Origin of the sequence: Stenotrophomonas sp. CCNWLW57, assembly GCF_037203925.1 — a bacterium.
Lineage (GTDB): Bacteria > Pseudomonadota > Gammaproteobacteria > Xanthomonadales > Xanthomonadaceae > Stenotrophomonas > Stenotrophomonas rhizophila_A.
The window spans coordinates 173,663-188,411 of record NZ_JBBCBJ010000002.1; the positions used below are offsets into that span (position 1 = coordinate 173,663).

At 67.4% G+C, this 14,749-nt stretch carries 20 protein-coding genes; 17 read left to right on the top strand and 3 right to left on the bottom strand.

The window, feature by feature from the left end; translation table 11 throughout:
* Nucleotides 1-103: 103 nt before the first annotated feature.
* The 9 genes from V9K91_RS05550 (at nt 104) to truD (ending at nt 6,761) form a co-directional block, all read left to right on the top strand.
* Entirely contained in the window at nt 104-346 is a 243-nt protein-coding gene (locus V9K91_RS05550; RefSeq protein ID WP_068850822.1) for a hypothetical protein, read from the top strand.
* Between the two features lie 108 nt (nt 347-454).
* A complete protein-coding gene (locus tag V9K91_RS05555) occupies nt 455-718 on the top strand; it encodes a hypothetical protein (protein WP_157771708.1) in 264 nt (87 codons plus the stop codon).
* Nucleotides 715-2,379, top strand: coding sequence for a CTP synthase (locus V9K91_RS05560; RefSeq protein ID WP_068850828.1), 1,665 nt, complete (start codon nt 715-717; stop codon nt 2,377-2,379). Before V9K91_RS05555 ends, V9K91_RS05560 begins: the two co-directional genes overlap by 4 nt.
* Nucleotides 2,380-2,456: 77 nt before the next feature.
* Complete coding sequence (locus V9K91_RS05565; RefSeq protein WP_249834053.1) at nt 2,457-2,729, top strand: hypothetical protein; 273 nt, start codon at nt 2,457-2,459, stop codon at nt 2,727-2,729.
* Between the two features lie 119 nt (nt 2,730-2,848).
* Nucleotides 2,849-4,138 carry a phosphopyruvate hydratase gene (eno, locus tag V9K91_RS05570; protein WP_068850835.1) on the top strand — a complete coding sequence of 430 codons (1,290 nt, stop codon included), beginning with the start codon at nt 2,849-2,851 and terminating at the stop codon, nt 4,136-4,138.
* A 5-nt stretch (nt 4,139-4,143) separates the two neighbouring features.
* Nucleotides 4,144-4,494: a cell division protein FtsB gene (gene ftsB, locus V9K91_RS05575; protein WP_282247430.1), complete on the top strand. Its 351-nt coding sequence runs from the start codon at nt 4,144-4,146 to the stop codon at nt 4,492-4,494.
* Nucleotides 4,491-5,189: a 2-C-methyl-D-erythritol 4-phosphate cytidylyltransferase gene (gene ispD, locus V9K91_RS05580; RefSeq protein WP_093534104.1), complete on the top strand. Its 699-nt coding sequence runs from the start codon at nt 4,491-4,493 to the stop codon at nt 5,187-5,189. Before ftsB ends, ispD begins: the two co-directional genes overlap by 4 nt.
* Before the next feature lie 37 nt (nt 5,190-5,226).
* On the top strand, nt 5,227-5,721 hold the full coding sequence (ispF, locus tag V9K91_RS05585) for a 2-C-methyl-D-erythritol 2,4-cyclodiphosphate synthase (RefSeq protein WP_068850844.1): 495 nt from the start codon (nt 5,227-5,229) through the stop codon (nt 5,719-5,721).
* On the top strand, nt 5,718-6,761 hold the full coding sequence (truD, locus tag V9K91_RS05590; RefSeq protein ID WP_336443783.1) for a tRNA pseudouridine(13) synthase TruD: 1,044 nt from the start codon (nt 5,718-5,720) through the stop codon (nt 6,759-6,761). Before ispF ends, truD begins: the two co-directional genes overlap by 4 nt.
* 20 nt (nt 6,762-6,781) lie before the next feature.
* On the opposite strand, the gene V9K91_RS05595 is transcribed toward truD, so the two are convergent.
* Nucleotides 6,782-7,321, bottom strand: coding sequence for a Smr/MutS family protein (locus V9K91_RS05595; RefSeq protein ID WP_068850850.1), 540 nt, complete (start codon nt 7,319-7,321; stop codon nt 6,782-6,784).
* A 187-nt stretch (nt 7,322-7,508) separates the two neighbouring features.
* Between V9K91_RS05595 and surE the strand changes: the two genes are divergently transcribed.
* From surE to V9K91_RS05615, 4 genes are read left to right on the top strand one after another with little or no spacing between them, the layout of a single operon-like run.
* A complete protein-coding gene (gene surE, locus V9K91_RS05600; protein ID WP_068850853.1) occupies nt 7,509-8,288 on the top strand; it encodes a 5'/3'-nucleotidase SurE in 780 nt (259 codons plus the stop codon).
* Complete coding sequence (locus tag V9K91_RS05605) at nt 8,285-8,962, top strand: protein-L-isoaspartate(D-aspartate) O-methyltransferase (protein WP_068850856.1); 678 nt, start codon at nt 8,285-8,287, stop codon at nt 8,960-8,962. The genes surE and V9K91_RS05605 overlap by 4 nt, the downstream gene beginning before the upstream one ends.
* Before the next feature lie 19 nt (nt 8,963-8,981).
* On the top strand, nt 8,982-9,596 hold the full coding sequence (locus V9K91_RS05610) for a DedA family protein (RefSeq protein WP_068850859.1): 615 nt from the start codon (nt 8,982-8,984) through the stop codon (nt 9,594-9,596).
* Complete coding sequence (locus V9K91_RS05615) at nt 9,593-10,369, top strand: peptidoglycan DD-metalloendopeptidase family protein (protein WP_068850861.1); 777 nt, start codon at nt 9,593-9,595, stop codon at nt 10,367-10,369. The genes V9K91_RS05610 and V9K91_RS05615 overlap by 4 nt, the downstream gene beginning before the upstream one ends.
* A gap of 92 nt (nt 10,370-10,461) precedes the next feature.
* Here the strand turns inward: V9K91_RS05615 and V9K91_RS05620 are convergent, their stop codons facing one another.
* The gene (locus tag V9K91_RS05620; RefSeq protein WP_068850864.1) at nt 10,462-10,857 is read right to left on the bottom strand and encodes an Mth938-like domain-containing protein; all 396 of its coding nucleotides are present in this window, start codon (nt 10,855-10,857) and stop codon (nt 10,462-10,464) included.
* 5 nt (nt 10,858-10,862) lie between these two features.
* On the bottom strand, nt 10,863-11,168 hold the full coding sequence (yhbY, locus tag V9K91_RS05625) for a ribosome assembly RNA-binding protein YhbY (protein ID WP_068850867.1): 306 nt from the start codon (nt 11,166-11,168) through the stop codon (nt 10,863-10,865).
* 65 nt (nt 11,169-11,233) lie between these two features.
* Between yhbY and rlmE the strand changes: the two genes are divergently transcribed.
* The 4 genes from rlmE (at nt 11,234) to V9K91_RS05645 (ending at nt 14,738) form a co-directional block, all read left to right on the top strand.
* Nucleotides 11,234-11,866 carry a 23S rRNA (uridine(2552)-2'-O)-methyltransferase RlmE gene (rlmE, locus tag V9K91_RS05630; RefSeq protein ID WP_095364050.1) on the top strand — a complete coding sequence of 211 codons (633 nt, stop codon included), beginning with the start codon at nt 11,234-11,236 and terminating at the stop codon, nt 11,864-11,866.
* A gap of 53 nt (nt 11,867-11,919) precedes the next feature.
* Nucleotides 11,920-13,863: an ATP-dependent zinc metalloprotease FtsH gene (gene ftsH / locus V9K91_RS05635; RefSeq protein ID WP_176472670.1), complete on the top strand. Its 1,944-nt coding sequence runs from the start codon at nt 11,920-11,922 to the stop codon at nt 13,861-13,863.
* Nucleotides 13,864-13,971: 108 nt separating this feature from the next.
* The gene (locus V9K91_RS05640) at nt 13,972-14,154 is read left to right on the top strand and encodes a hypothetical protein (RefSeq protein WP_068850876.1); all 183 of its coding nucleotides are present in this window, start codon (nt 13,972-13,974) and stop codon (nt 14,152-14,154) included.
* Between the two features lie 143 nt (nt 14,155-14,297).
* Nucleotides 14,298-14,738, top strand: a complete 441-nt coding sequence (locus tag V9K91_RS05645) for a hypothetical protein (RefSeq protein ID WP_093534110.1) — start codon at nt 14,298-14,300, stop codon at nt 14,736-14,738.
* Nucleotides 14,739-14,749 lie beyond the last annotated feature (11 nt).

A 14,749-nucleotide genomic window follows, 5' to 3' on the forward strand; every position in this document is an offset into this window, starting at 1 on the left:
CCGCACGTTCAGGGGCCGGCCGAAGAGCACGCGATAGACTGTAGGGGATGGGAAAACCGGAGCCCCGGCTCCCCATCCCCAGCCATATGCGAGGAGACCCCCCATGAAGAAGTTGCTGACCATCGTTGCCATTGCCGCCGCCGTCGTGGCCGTGCCGCTGGCAATGGCGCAGAACGCCGGACAGGGCCAGTCCACCGCGCAGCAGGGCGAGCAGGCCGAGGCCAAGGCGCAGTCCGAAGCCGACGCCAAGGCCAAGCGCCGCGCGGCCGCCAACGCCGAAATGAAGGCCAAGGGCCAGCAGGCGCCCCAGCAGGAAGAGGAAGAAGAGGCCAAGAAGAAGCGCTGAACAAGCGTTTCGGCTTCCCCGACGCCCCGGCTTGCCGGGGCGTCTTCGTTCGTGCCCCTTGGGCTGGGCGCCCTCAATCTGTAAACTATGGCTTTCCGGGAGCACTACGTGTCATCCATCAGCGAATGGACTGGTCTGGTCGTGCGCGGCCGCCAGCAGGGTAAGCAGGAGGTGACGGTCCCAACGGCGACCGGCACGGCCGACCCGACCTCGCCGACCGGCCGCCACGTCATCGCCCCCCTGATCCCGGCCCTGGCGCGTGAACATCCCGCCGCCGCCGCCCGGATCCTCCCCGATTCCCCCTTCACGTCGTCCGCCGCCCCGCGCGCCGGCGCCGTTTCCCCCTTCCTGACAGGACACCCCCAGCCATGACTCCCTTGATCTTCGTAACCGGCGGCGTGGTTTCCTCGCTCGGCAAAGGCATTGCCGCCGCCTCGCTCGCCTCCATCCTCGAAGCCCGTGGCCTGAAGGTCACGATGATGAAGCTCGACCCGTACATCAACGTCGACCCGGGCACCATGAGCCCGTTCCAGCACGGCGAGGTGTATGTCACCGACGATGGCGCCGAGACCGACCTGGACCTGGGCCACTACGAGCGCTTCGTGCGCACCCGATTGAGCCGCAAGAACTCGGTCACCACCGGCCGCATCTACGAGAACGTGATCCGCAAGGAGCGCCGTGGCGACTACCTGGGCGCCACCGTGCAGGTCATCCCGCACATCACCGACGAGATCCGCCGCTGCATGGACGAAGCCACCGAAGGCTTCGACGTGGCGCTGGTGGAAATCGGCGGCACCGTGGGCGACATCGAATCCCTGCCGTTCCTGGAAGCCATCCGCCAGGTGCGCACCGAGCGCGGCCCGGAGAAGGCCCTGTTCATGCACCTCACCCTGGTGCCGTACATCGCCGCGGCGGGTGAGCTGAAGACCAAGCCGACCCAGCACTCGGTCAAGGAACTGCGCTCGATCGGCATCCAGCCCGACGTGCTGCTGTGCCGTTCCGAGCAGCCGGTGCCCGACTCCGAGCGCCGCAAGATCGCCCAGTTCACCAATGTGTCCGAGCGCGCCGTGATCAGCGTGCCTGACGTCGACGTGCTGTACCGCATTCCGATGGGCCTGCACGCCCAGGGCCTGGACGAGATCGTCATCAACCAGCTCAAGCTCGGCGACAAGGCCGGTCCGGCCGACCTGCACGAATGGGAAGCCGCGCTGGATGCCACCCTGCACCCGGTGGATGAAGTCACCATCGCCGTGGTCGGCAAGTACGTCGACCACCAGGACGCCTACAAGTCGGTGGGCGAAGCGCTCAAGCACGGCGGCCTGCGCCAGCGCACCAGGGTCAACCTGAAGTGGCTGGAAGCCCAGGACCTGGAAGGCACCGACATGGCGGCGCTGAAGGACGTCGATGGCATCCTGGTGCCGGGCGGCTTCGGCGACCGTGGTTTCGAGGGCAAGGTGCTCACCTCGCAGTTCGCCCGTGAACAGCAGCTGCCGTATTTCGGCATCTGCTACGGCATGCAGGCCGCCGTGGTCGATTTCGCCCGCAACGTGGTCGGCCTGGAGGGTGCCAACAGCACCGAAAACGACCGCCAGTCGCCCAACCCGGTGATCGGCCTGATCACCGAATGGCGCACCGCCACCGGCGATGTGGAAAAGCGCGATGACAAGAGCGATCTCGGCGGCACCATGCGCCTGGGCCTGCAGGAGCAGCGCCTGAAGCCCGGCACGCTGGCCCGCGAGCTGTACGGCAAGGACGTGGTGTCCGAGCGCCATCGTCACCGCTACGAGTTCAACAACCGCTACCGCACCCAGCTGGAAGATGCCGGCCTGGTGATTGCCGGCAAATCGATGGACGACACCCTGGTGGAAGTGGTGGAGCTCTCGCGCGACCAGCATCCGTGGTTCCTGGCCTGCCAGGCGCACCCGGAATTCCTGTCCACCCCGCGCGATGGCCACCCGCTGTTCATCGGCTTCATCCGTGCCGCGCGTGAGCGCAAGGCCGGCGGCGCGCTGTTGCAGGAAGCAAGCGCCTGAGCCAGGACCCGTGGGCGGCGCAGCTGGCCCGTCGCCAGCGCCGCCACTGGCGGGCGTGGCCCTGGGGCTGGGCAGCGTTGGTTCTGTCGACAGCCAGCTGGGGCTGCGCGTTCGTGCTCATGGTGCTGGTGTTTTCCGCAGTGGGTTCGCCCGGTGACGGCAGCCATGCCATCCAGGCCGTCGCCACGCCCATCAACCTGACCCTGGCGCTGGGCGCAACCTGCGCGCTGGGCACTGTGCTGGCCGGCGTGCTGGCGTTGCGCCTGCGCCGCCAGCCGGCCGGTGGCGGCGCCGCGCTGGGCCTGCTGGGCCTGCTGTTGCTGGTGCTGCTGCTGCCCTCCCTGCTGTAGCCCCTAACGCTTTCCGCGCGCGGATTTGGCAAGCGGGGGGCAGGTGGGGATAATCACGCGGCACGTTTCAACGCATTGATTTTTGGCGTTCCCCCTTTCTGACTGGTAACCGGCCCGCTATGACCACGATCCGCAGCATCCACGCCCGTGAAATCCTCGACAGCCGTGGCAACCCCACGCTGGAAGCCGAAGTCACCCTGGAGGACGGCTCGTTCGGCCGTGCCGCCGTGCCGTCGGGTGCCTCCACCGGGACCAAGGAAGCGGTCGAGCTGCGTGATGGCGACAAGACCCGCTACCTGGGCAAGGGCGTGCGCAACGCCGTCAACAACGTCAACACCACCATCGCCTCCGCGCTGAAGGGCTTCGACGCGGCCGACCAGGAAGGCCTCGACCGGCGCCTGATCGACCTGGATGGCACCGAGAACAAGGGTCGCCTGGGCGCGAACGCACTGCTGGCCGTGTCCATGGCCAATGCCCATGCCGCCGCTGCCGCCAACAAGCAGGCGCTGTGGCAGTACCTGTCCAAGGGCAGCACCGATGTGAGCCTGCCGGTGCCGATGATGAACATCATCAACGGCGGCGCGCATGCCGACAACAATGTCGATTTCCAGGAATTCATGGTGCTGCCGGTCGGCTTCACCTCGTTCTCCGAAGCGCTGCGCGCCGGTACCGAAATCTTCCATTCGCTCAAGTCGGTGCTCAAGGGCCACGGCCTGAGCACGGCGGTGGGCGACGAAGGCGGCTTCGCGCCGGACTTCCGCAGCAACGTCGAAGCGCTCGACACCATCCTCGAGGCGATCGGCAAGGCCGGCTACACCGCCGGCGAAGACGTGCTGCTGGGCCTGGACGTGGCCTCCAGCGAGTTCTACGAGAACGGCAAGTACAACCTGGTGGGCGAGAACAAGCGCCTCACCTCCGAGCAGTTCGTCGACTTCCTGGCCGACTGGGCCGCGCAGTACCCCATCATCACCATCGAAGACGGCCTGGCCGAGAACGACTGGGCCGGCTGGAAGCTGCTTACCGACCGCATCGGCAAGAAGGTGCAGCTGGTCGGCGACGACCTGTTCGTGACCAACCCGAAGATCTTCAAGGAAGGCATCGAGTCCGGCACCGCCAACGCGATCCTGATCAAGGTCAACCAGATCGGCACCCTGACCGAGACCCTGGAAGCGATCGCCATGGCGCACCACGCCAACTACGCTGCGGTGGTCTCGCACCGTTCGGGCGAAACCGAAGACACCACCATCGCCGACATCGCCGTGGCCACCACCGCCACCCAGATCAAGACCGGCTCGCTGTGCCGCAGCGACCGCGTGGCCAAGTACAACCAGCTGCTGCGCATCGAGGAAGCCCTCGGTGCCGGCGCGCGTTACGCCGGCCGTGACGCGTTCGTGTCGCTGAAGCGCTGATCCGCATGCGCAACTGGCGCTGGCTGCTGCTGGTGCTCGCGGTACTGCTGGCATGGCTGCAGTACCGCTTCTGGTTCGGCCCGGGCAATTCGGGAGAAGTGATGACGCTCGAAGCCCAGGTCGAATCCCAGAAGCGCGACAACGCCGGCCTGCAACAGCGCAATGACGCGCTGGCGGCCGAGGTCAAGGACCTCAAGGAAGGCGAGGCCGCCATCGAAGAGCGCGCGCGCAGCGAGCTGGGCATGATCAAGCCCGGCGAGAAGTTCTACCGCGTGGTCGAGAACGCACCGGTGGCGGCGCCGCGTGCGCCGGCGCTGGCCGCCGACCCGAACGCGCCACACCCGGACGTGCCCTGATGGGCAGTGTCTGGGCCGTGGTTCCGGCCGCCGGCCGAGGTACCCGCTTCGGCAGCGACACGCCCAAGCAGTACCTGGTCGCAGGCGACCGGGTGCTGTTGGCGCACACCCTGGAAGCCCTGCTGTCACACCCGGTCGTGGCCGGGGTGATGGTGGTCATCGCCGAGAACGATGTCGACTGGCCGGGCTGGCAGTCGTTGGCCGACAAACCGATCCTGACCTGCACCGGCGGGGCGACCCGTGCTGCCTCGGTGCTGGCCGGCCTGCAGGCGCTGCCTGACAGCGTGCGGGCCGACGATTTCGTGCTGGTCCACGATGCCGCGCGGCCGAACCTGGCCGCAGCCGACCTCGGTCGCCTGCTGGAAGTGGGGCGTGCCGATCCGGTCGGCGCGATCCTGGCCGCGCCGGTGCGCGATACCCTCAAGCGGGCCGGCGACGACGGCGGCATTGATGGCACCGAGCCGCGTGCGCGCCTGTGGCGCGCGCTGACCCCGCAGCTGTTCCGCCGCCACCAGCTGGCCCGCGCGCTGCAGGACGCGGCCGCCGCCGGCGTGGACGTCACCGACGACGCCATGGCGATGGAGCGCCAGGGCCTGCGCCCGTTGCTGGTCGAGGGCAACGAGGACAACTTCAAGGTCACCACCCCGGCCGATCTGTCCCGATTCGAATTCGAGCTGTCGCGCCGCGGCTCCTGAGCCCTTCCGCGCCGGCCATCACCGCAGGTTTTTTGCCATGAACACCCCGTTTCCTCCGGTCCGCATCGGGCAGGGTTATGACGTCCACGCCTTCGGCGAGGGCGACCACATCATGCTCGGCGGCCTGCGCGTCGCGCACAGCTGCGGCGTGCTGGCGCACAGCGATGGCGATGTGATCCTGCACGCCCTGTGCGATGCCATGCTGGGCGCGCTGTCGCTCGGCGACATCGGCCAGCACTTCCCGCCGTCGGACATGCGCTGGAAGGATGCTGACAGCAGCCGCTTCCTTGACCACTGCAACAGCCTGCTGCGCGAACGCGGCTGGCAGGTCGGCAACACCGACATCACCGTGATCTGCGAGCGGCCCAAGGTCGGCCCGCATGCCTTGGCCATGCGCGAGCGCATTGCCGGACTGCTTGGCATCGCGCTGGATGCGGTGAGCGTCAAGGCCACCACCTCCGAGAAGCTCGGTTTCACCGGGCGCGGCGAAGGAATCGCTGCCCAGGCCGTCGTGCTGTTGGTGGCGCTGTGATCCCCTTGCCGCTGGCCTTCGGCGAGCCGTTGCTGCGCGCCGACATCCGCACCGTCCCGGAAGATTTCCAGGTGGACGAACTGCCGGCGTTCGAGCCCACCGGGGAAGGCGAGCACCTGCTGCTGACGATCCGCAAGCGTGGTGCCAACACCGTGCATGTGGCCAAGCTGCTGGCGAAGTGGGCGGGGCTGCCGGACATGGCGGTCAGCTATGCGGGCATGAAGGACCGGCATGCGGTCACCACGCAGCGGTTCAGCGTGCACCTGCCCAAGCGCATCGCGCCGGACATCGCGCTGTTGGCCTCGGATGAGGTGGAGGTGGTCGAGTCCACCTGGCACAACCGCAAGCTGCAGCGCGGCGCGCTGGCCGGCAACCGGTTCCGGCTGGTGCTGCGCAGCGTGCAGGGCGAGGCGAAGGCGATCGACGAGCGGTTGTCGCTGATCGCCGCGCGTGGCCTGCCGAACTGGTTCGGCGAGCAGCGCTTCGGCCGCGATGGCGGCAACGTGCCGGCCGCACTGGCCATGTTTGGCGGCCGCCGCGTGCGCCCCGACCAGCGCTCGCTGCTGCTTTCGGCCGCGCGCTCGGCGCTGTTCAACCAGGTGCTGGCCGAGCGCGTGGCGCAGGGCAACTGGGACAGCCCGCTGGAGGGTGAAGTGTGGATGCTCGATGGCAGCCGCAGCGTGTTCGGTCCCGAACCGTGGACCGACCTGCTGGCGGATCGCCTGGGTCGCTTCGACATCCATCCCAGCGGTCCGCTGTGGGGCGAGGGTGAGCTGCGCAGCAGCGGCGCCGCCGCCGCGCTGGAGCTGGGCGCGATCAGCGACGAGCAATCCTTGCAGCTGCGCACCGGGCTGGAAGGCGCGCGCCTGAAGCAGGAGCGCCGCGCGTTGCGCCTGCGCCCGGCCAACCTGCAGCACCGCTGGCTGGAAGCAGATGTGCTCGAGCTCACCTTCGCGCTGCCGCCGGGGTGTTATGCCACCGCCGTGCTGCACGAGCTGGGTCCGGTGGACGACGCCAGCAGCGCTTCGTCGAACGATTGATTTCTACGTGGTGCGGGCGATCACCGTCGCGCCAACAGCACCAATACCGCGCCCGTCCCGCCTTGCCCGGCGGGCGCCGAATGGAACGCCAGCACGTCATTGCGCTGGCGCAGCAGCCGGTCTACCAGGTTCTTCAACACCGGCGCACCGCCGTCGGACTGCAGCCCCTTGCCGTGGATGATGCGCACGCAGCCGTGCTCGTGCGCATGCGCTTCCAGCAGGAACTGGCGCAGCAGCGTCTCCGCCTGGGCCACCGTGGCACCGTGCAGGTCCAGCTCGTCCTGCACCGAATACTGGCCGCGCTTGAGCCGCTGGAACATCCGTGCCGGCAGGTTCTCGCGCCGGTAGCTGGCGGTGTCGCCGGCCTCCAGCGGGCTGCTGTCGCGAAGCAGCCGGGCGAATTCTCCGCGCGCGGCGTCCTCGTCCTGTTCGGCCATGCGCGCACGCGGCTTCGGTCGAGGTGTCGCCGGTGGCGCAGCCACCGGTTTGCGCAGCGGCGTGACCTCGCCGATGGCGGCGCGGAACAGTGCGGCCGGATCTTCGTCTTCAGGATGTGACATGCGTACAGCCTAATGCCCTGAATCGGCCGTGCCTACCTCCCGCCGGGGTAGGCCGATCTGCCCGCTTGCGGCACAATAGCTGACGCACTTGCGCGGTCGGTGATCCCGAAACGGGTGAAGGCCGGCCCCGCCAACGCTGGAAAGTGATGGAAATGAAGTCTTGAACAATCAAGCGGTTAAAACCCAGATGCGGATCCTGGTCAGCAACGACGACGGCGTCGATGCCCCCGGCATCAGGATGCTCGCCTCCGTGCTGCGCGAGGCCGGCCACGAAGTGATGGTGGTCGCCCCCGACCGCGACCGCTCCGGCGCCAGCAATTCGCTGACCCTGGACCTGCCGGTGCGGGTCAAGCGCATCGACCACTCCACCTGTTCGGTAGCCGGCACCCCGACCGACTGCGTGCACCTGGCGCTGACCGGCCTGCTCGAATACGACCCGGACATCGTGGTGTCGGGCATCAACAACGCAGCCAACCTGGGCGATGACGTCATCTACTCCGGGACCGTGTCGGCGGCGATGGAAGGGCGTTTCCTAGGCCTGCCGGCGGTGGCGATGTCGCTGGTCACCCACAACCACGACCCGCGCAATTTTGAAACCGCCGCGCGTGCCGCGGTGGAGATCGTCACCCGGCTCAAGGCCGACCCGCTGCCGGCCGACACCATCCTCAACGTCAACGTGCCCGACCTGCCGTGGGCGGAGGTGCGTGGCTTCGAAGTGACCCGGCTGGGCAACCGCCACCGTGCCGAAGGCTGCATTGCCCAGCGCGACCCGCGCGGCAATGAAGTGTTCTGGATCGGCCCGGCCGGGCGCGAACAGGATTCCGGCCCGGGCACGGACTTCCATGCCGTGCGCAACGGATTCATCTCGATCACGCCGATCCAGGTCGACCTGACCCGCTACCAGGCACTGGAGAAGGTCGCCAGCTGGGTAGGCGGGCTGACCGCCGCGCTGGACCGGCCGGCATGAGTCAGCGCCTGCGCCTGCAGCCCGAAGCGGTCGGGATTGGCATGACCTCCCAGCGCGTGCGCGACCGCCTGGTCGAACGCCTGCGCGAGAGCGGCATTGCCGACGAAGCCACCCTCAATGCGATCCGGGTGGTGCCGCGGCATCTGTTCATCGACGAGGCCCTGGCCTCGCGCGCCTACGAAGACACCGCACTGCCGATCGGCCACGGCCAGACCATCTCCCAGCCGTGGGTGGTGGCGCGGATGACCGAAGCGGTGCTGCAGTCGGCGCCGAAGAAGGTGCTGGAAGTGGGCACCGGCTCGGGCTACCAGGCGGCCGTACTCGGTGCGCTGGGGCTTGAGGTCTACACCGTCGAGCGCATCGGCGACCTGCTGCGGCAGGCGCGCAAGCGCTTCCGTGCGCTGGGCATGAACATCCGCAGCAAGCACGACGATGGCCGCATCGGCTGGGCCGAACACGGGCCGTTCGACGCCATCGTGGTGACCGCGGCCGCGCCGGCGCTGGTCGATGCGCTGGTCGAGCAGCTGGCCGTGGGCGGACGCCTGGTCGCGCCGGTCGGTGGGGCAGGGGCGCAGTCGCTGATCCAGCTGACCCGCCGCGACGACGGCAGCGTTGAACAGCAGGTACTGGCACCGGTCACGTTCGTGCCGCTGCTGTCTGGCATGCTGGACTGATTCCAAGGAGCGTTGCGTCATGAAGATTTTTGGTCCGCTGTACGAGCGGGCGATGAAGTGGGCCGCGCATGAGCGCGCCCCGACCTACCTGACGGTGCTCAGCTTCATCGAGGCGATCATCTTCCCGGTGATGCCCGAAGTGATGCTGGCACCGATGTGCGTGGCCCAACCCAAGCGCGGCTGGTGGTTCGCCACGCTCAGCCTGGCCGGCTCGATGGCCGGTGCGCTGGTCGGCTATGCGCTGGGCCACTACGCGTTTGAAGCGGTCAAGCCGCTGTTCGCGGCGATGGGCATGCTGACCAGCATCGAAGGCGGCATCGCCATCGTGCAGGCCAAGATGGCCGAATCCCCGTGGGCGGTGTTCACCTTCCTGGTGTTGGGTGGCTTCATGCCCATCCCGATGAAGGTCTTCACGTGGGCATCGGGTATCGTCGGCGTGCCGCTGCCGCAGTACTTCCTGAGCATGTTGATCGGGCGGGGCAAGCGCGTGTACGTGCTGGCGGCCGTGATCCGCATTGGCGGGGCGCGCGCCGAAGCCGCGCTGCGGCGTTGGATTGAACCGCTGGGCTGGATCGCCACCGTACTGGTGGTGGGTCTGGTGGCCTGGCTTGTCTGGAGAGCGAAGTTCGCATGAGTGCTGATCGTATGCGCGGGGCCACACGGCTGACCGCCCTGCTGCTGGTGGTGTCCACCCTGAGTGCCTGCGGCACCGCTACGGTGGTCAAGCCGTCCGGCGGGCGCACCACGCACACCACGCCGCAGACGTCGGTAGCCAAGCCGGGGCAGACCGCCGTGGTGCGCCGGGGCGACACCCTCTACGCGCTGGCACGCATCCACAACATCACCCCGCGCGACCTGGCCGCCTGGAACGGGCTGGCCGAGCCGTACACCATCTATCCCGGGCAGGTCATCCGCCTGTACCCCGGCAGCAGCCCGGGCCGTGCGCCGACCACCGTGGTGACCGCGCCGCGCCCGGGCACCGGTTCGACGCCTGCGCCTGCGCCGACCCCGTCGCCGACCACCGCCATCAAGAGCAACATCGACTGGCGCTGGCCGGCCGATGGCGCGCTGGTGGGCCGCTTCGTCGGCGCCGATGTCACCAAGCAGGGCGTGGATATCGCCGGCAGCAGCGGCCAGCCGGTGCGCGCCACCGCATCGGGCGTGGTGGTCTATTCCGGTGCCGGGCTGGTCGGCTTCGGTGAGCTGATCATCATCAAGCACAACGATCAGTGGTTGTCGGCCTACGGCCACAACCGCAAGCGGCTGGTCAACGAAGGCCAGAGCGTGAAGGCCGGCGAGCAGATCGCCGAGATGGGCCGCACCGGTACCACCCGCGACATGCTGCACTTCGAGATCCGCTACAACGGCAAGCCGGTCGACCCGCTGTTGTACCTGCCCCCCAAGTGATCGCGCAGCCACGCAGGGCGTGGCGCTACCGTGGCGGAACCCACAAAAAAAGGCTGCCAACGGCAGCCTTTTCTGAACGGAATCAACCCATTTCAGCCCGGCAGGAGGATGGCCGCCGCTACGTTGCGGCCTTCACCCGCAAGCAGGTTGAATGTCCTGGCGGCCGCTCCATTGTCCATGACCTCGATGCCGATGTTGCGGGTCAGACAGGCCCCCATGACAGCCGCGGATGGGAATTGCTGCTTTTCCCCCGTTCCAAGGATGACCAGTTCCGGCTGCTGGGCCAGCACCGTGGCCAGGTGGTCCGGGGTCAGCTCCTTGACGCTGGCGGGTGCCGGCCAATCTTCCAGCAATGCCTGCGGGGTGACGATGAAGCTCTTCACCACCCGCCGGGTGCCGGCGTTCACGCGGTCTTCGAACACCACCGAGTCGGCGCCGACGATGCGGAACGCATAGGCAAAATCCGGGATTTCGTGGTTCAGCTGCATGGCGATCAGCCGCGCGGAAGCACGATCTGGCGCTGTTCCTTGCTGGGGCGGTAGAGCACGGCCACGTGGCCGATGCGCTGCACCAGCGCACTGTCGGAGGCCTGCACCAGCTCGGCGATCATGGCGTCGCGTGCATCGCGGTCTTCCGCGGCCACCTTCACCTTGATCAGTTCGTGGCGCTCCAGCACCTCGTTCAGCTCGGCCAGGAAGGCCGGCGTGACCCCCTTGCCGCCGATCTGCAGCAGGGCGTTCAGACCATGGGCTTGGCCGCGGAGGAAGCGGGTCTGGGAGGAGGTCAGGACAATAGACATTCAGGAACAAGCGGTTAACTGGGGCGATCAGGGTATCATGACCACCCCGTCCGGCCCTATCTCCAATGGTTTCCCGCAGCAAGAGCAGCCAACGCTGGTTGAAAGAACACTTCGCCGACCCCTTCGTGAAGAAGGCCCAGGCCGAGGGCATGCGCTCGCGCGCGGCTTACAAGCTGGAGGAGCTGCTCGCGCGTGACCGGCTGCTGAAGCCGCATATGGTCGTGGTCGACCTGGGCGCCGCCCCGGGGGGCTGGTCCCAGCAGGTCCGGCGCCAGATCGGCGACACCGGAAGGGTGCTGGCGCTGGACATCCTGGAGATGCCGCCGCTGGCCGGGGTGGAGTTCCTTCACGGGGACTTCAGGGAGCAGGCCGTCCTATCGCAGTTTGAAGCCATGCTCGGGGACCAGCCGGTAGACCTTGTGCTCTCGGATATGGCCCCCAATAAAAGTGGTATGGACGCGGTAGACCAACCGCGGATGATGCACCTGGCCGAGTTGGCGCTGGATTTTGCCGACAACCATCTCAAGCCGGGTGGCGCGTTCCTGATCAAGCTGTTCCAGGGCGTGGGCTTTGACGACTACGTGCGCGAGATGCGCCGCCGGTACGACAAGGTCGTGATCCGCAAGCCTGAAGCGTCCCGGAAGCGCTCGCCCGAGGTGTATGCCTTGGGGCAGGGCAAACGCGCCCAGATCAAGTAAGCTCAACCATACCAATAGCGTCAGGCATTAGAGGAACACCGGAGCCAATGAGGATGAACGACTTGACCAAGAACCTCCTGCTATGGGTGGTCGTCGCCGTGGTGCTCATGGTGGTGTTCCAGAGCTTCTCGCCAAAGAGCAGCGGCGCCGGTGCCCAGGGCGCCACGTATTCGCAGTTCCTGGACCAGGTGGATGGCGGCAACGTCCAGAAGGTCACCTTCAGCGGCGACATGCGCAGCGGCACCAACCAGATCTCGTACACCACGCGCAGCGGCCAGTCGGCCACGATCACCGCGCCGATGGACCGCGACCTGATCAACATCCTGCGCGCCAAGAACGTGGAAATCGTCCAGGAAGAGCCGTCCAGCGGCATCTCGCTGGGCGCGATCCTGATGAACTTCCTCCCGGTGATCCTGATCATCGGCTTCTGGTTGTTCATCATGCGCCAGATGCAGGGCGGTGGAGGCGGTGCCAAGGGCGCGATGTCCTTCGGCAAGTCGCGCGCCAAGCTGCAGGGCGAAGACCAGATCAAGGTCACCTTCGCCGATGTCGCCGGCTGCGACGAAGCCAAGGAAGAAGTCGGCGAACTGGTCGACTTCCTGCGCGATCCGACCAAGTTCACCAAGCTGGGCGGCAAGATCCCGCGCGGCGTGCTGATGGTCGGCCCGCCGGGTACCGGCAAGACCCTGCTGGCCCGTGCCATCGCCGGCGAAGCCAAGGTCCCGTTCTTCTCGATCTCCGGCTCGGACTTCGTGGAAATGTTCGTCGGCGTCGGCGCCAGCCGCGTGCGCGACATGTTCGAGCAGGCCAAGAAGCAGGCCCCGTGCATCATCTTCATCGACGAAATCGACGCCGTCGGCCGCCATCGCGGTGCCGGCCTGGGTGGCGGTCATGACGAGCGCGAGCAGACCCTGAACCAGCTGCTGGTGGAAATGGACGGCTTCGAGGGGGGCGAGGGCGTGATCGTCATTGCCGCCACCAACCGTCCCGACGTGCTGGACCCGGCGCTGCTGCGCCCGGGCCGCTTCGACCGCCAGGTCGTGGTGGGGCTGGCCGACGTCAAGGGCCGTGAGCAGATCCTCAAGGTGCACATGCGCAAGCTGCCGCTGGCCGATGATGTCGAGCCGATGGTGATCGCGCGCGGTACCCCGGGCTTCTCCGGTGCCGACCTGGCCAACCTGTGCAACGAGGCGGCGCTGTTTGCCGCACGCGGCAACGAGAAGGAAGTGCGCATGGAGCACTTCGACCGCGCCCGCGACAAGATCCTGATGGGTGCCGAGCGTCGTTCGATGGCCATGAGCGAGGAAGAAAAGACGCTCACCGCCTACCACGAAGCCGGCCACGCCATCGTCGGCCGCCTGGTGCCCGAGCACGATCCGGTCTACAAGGTCACCATCATCCCGCGCGGTCGCGCGCTGGGCGTGACCATGTACCTGCCGGAAGGCGACAAGTACTCGATGAACCGCGTGGCGATCGAATCGCAGCTGTGCTCGCTGTACGGCGGCCGCGTCGCGGAAGAGCTGATCTTCGGCGCCGACAAGGTCACCACCGGTGCCTCCAACGACATCGAACGCGCCACCAAGATGGCCCGCAACATGGTCACCAAGTGGGGCCTGTCCGACGAGCTCGGCCCGATCGCCTATGGCGAGGAGGACGATGAAGTGTTCCTGGGCCGTTCGGTGACCCAGCACAAGAGCGTGTCCGACGATACCGCGCGCCGCATCGATGAAGTGGTGCGCAGCATCCTGGACAAGGCCTACGCCCGCACCACCGAGCTGGTCACCGCCAACCTCGACAAGCTGCACACGATGTCCCAGCTGCTGCTGCAGTACGAGACCATCGATGCGCCGCAGATCGACGCCATCATGGAAGGCCGCGATCCGCCGCCGCCGATGGGTTGGGGCAAGTCCAACAAGGACGGTGGCAGCAACAACAACGACAAGGGCGGTGACGCCCGTCCGGTGCCGCCTATCGCCGGGCCTGCCGAACAGCTCTGACGATGAACAGGTAACGCATGGAGGTCGGGGAAACCCGGCCTTCATCGTTTCTGGCGCGGGCGATCCGGGCGACAATGTGGCTTGCCCCACACCTGTCCCGGAGTATCCATGTCCACGCCGCCGCCCCCGGTCTCGCACACCACGGAAATGGTGATCGCCACCGTCGTCGGTGCCGCCGCAGGCCTGCTCAGTGGAAACTACCTGCTCGGAGGCATCGTAGGGATCGTGATCGGCATCGGCCTGAGCGTGGCCAAGACCTTGTACCTCGACCGCAAGCGCCGCCGCCGCTGAGCCCTTGCGCCGCTGCGTGGCAATCGGCACGATGCGCGGGCGCGGTTGCATGAGGCAGCCGCGGCCAACATTCCAGGGGGAATACCATGCGTCACTCACGGTACGCGGCGACAGCCGTGCTGCTCTGCCTTGCCACGCCTGCCATGGCGGACACCATCCACGTGCAGGATCCGATTCCGTTCTCGGAGTCCGCTTACATCGCCGATAACATCAAGGCCGAATGCCGCATGGGGGCGCAGCTTGCAACCTCGCTGGGCAGCAACGCCCCGAAATTCGGCAATACGATCGCGTTCGATGCGGAGGCCGTCTCCACGGGCCGGGCGCTGAAGCTGGAGCTGGTGGAGGCACAGAGTGCCGGCAACGCCTTCAGCGGTCACTTCAAGTCGGCAACCGTGCGCGGCGTGCTGACGCAGGACGGCCAGAAGGTTGCCACCGTGACCGCGCGACGTGTTTCCCGCGGCGGCGCATTCGGCGGGTTCAAAGGCTCCTGCGACGTGCTGGAACGGGTTGTCACCGCCATCGGCAACGACCTTGCCGAATGGCTGGCCAAGCCGACCGACGAGGCCAAACTGGGCGATTTCTAGCCGGCCAAACC

Bases quoted from the DNA above. Each gene is read 5' to 3' on its own strand.
- surE (WP_068850853.1), top strand. From the start codon at position 7,509: ATGCGGATCCTGGTCAGCAACGACGACGGCGTCGATGCCCCCGGCATC.
- eno (WP_068850835.1), top strand. From the start codon at position 2,849: ATGACCACGATCCGCAGCATCCACGCCCGTGAAATCCTCGACAGCCGT.
- V9K91_RS05615 (WP_068850861.1), top strand. From the start codon at position 9,593: ATGAGTGCTGATCGTATGCGCGGGGCCACACGGCTGACCGCCCTGCTG.
- ftsB (WP_282247430.1), top strand. From the start codon at position 4,144: ATGCGCAACTGGCGCTGGCTGCTGCTGGTGCTCGCGGTACTGCTGGCA.
- V9K91_RS05605 (WP_068850856.1), top strand. From the start codon at position 8,285: ATGAGTCAGCGCCTGCGCCTGCAGCCCGAAGCGGTCGGGATTGGCATG.
- ftsH (WP_176472670.1), top strand. From the start codon at position 11,920: ATGAACGACTTGACCAAGAACCTCCTGCTATGGGTGGTCGTCGCCGTG.
- V9K91_RS05640 (WP_068850876.1), top strand. From the start codon at position 13,972: ATGTCCACGCCGCCGCCCCCGGTCTCGCACACCACGGAAATGGTGATC.
- V9K91_RS05595 (WP_068850850.1), bottom strand. From the start codon at position 7,321: ATGTCACATCCTGAAGACGAAGATCCGGCCGCACTGTTCCGCGCCGCC.
- rlmE (WP_095364050.1), top strand. From the start codon at position 11,234: ATGGTTTCCCGCAGCAAGAGCAGCCAACGCTGGTTGAAAGAACACTTC.
- V9K91_RS05560 (WP_068850828.1), top strand. From the start codon at position 715: ATGACTCCCTTGATCTTCGTAACCGGCGGCGTGGTTTCCTCGCTCGGC.
- V9K91_RS05620 (WP_068850864.1), bottom strand. From the start codon at position 10,857: ATGCAGCTGAACCACGAAATCCCGGATTTTGCCTATGCGTTCCGCATC.
- V9K91_RS05550 (WP_068850822.1), top strand. From the start codon at position 104: ATGAAGAAGTTGCTGACCATCGTTGCCATTGCCGCCGCCGTCGTGGCC.
- V9K91_RS05610 (WP_068850859.1), top strand. From the start codon at position 8,982: ATGAAGATTTTTGGTCCGCTGTACGAGCGGGCGATGAAGTGGGCCGCG.
- yhbY (WP_068850867.1), bottom strand. From the start codon at position 11,168: ATGTCTATTGTCCTGACCTCCTCCCAGACCCGCTTCCTCCGCGGCCAA.
- V9K91_RS05645 (WP_093534110.1), top strand. From the start codon at position 14,298: ATGGCGGACACCATCCACGTGCAGGATCCGATTCCGTTCTCGGAGTCC.
- ispF (WP_068850844.1), top strand. From the start codon at position 5,227: ATGAACACCCCGTTTCCTCCGGTCCGCATCGGGCAGGGTTATGACGTC.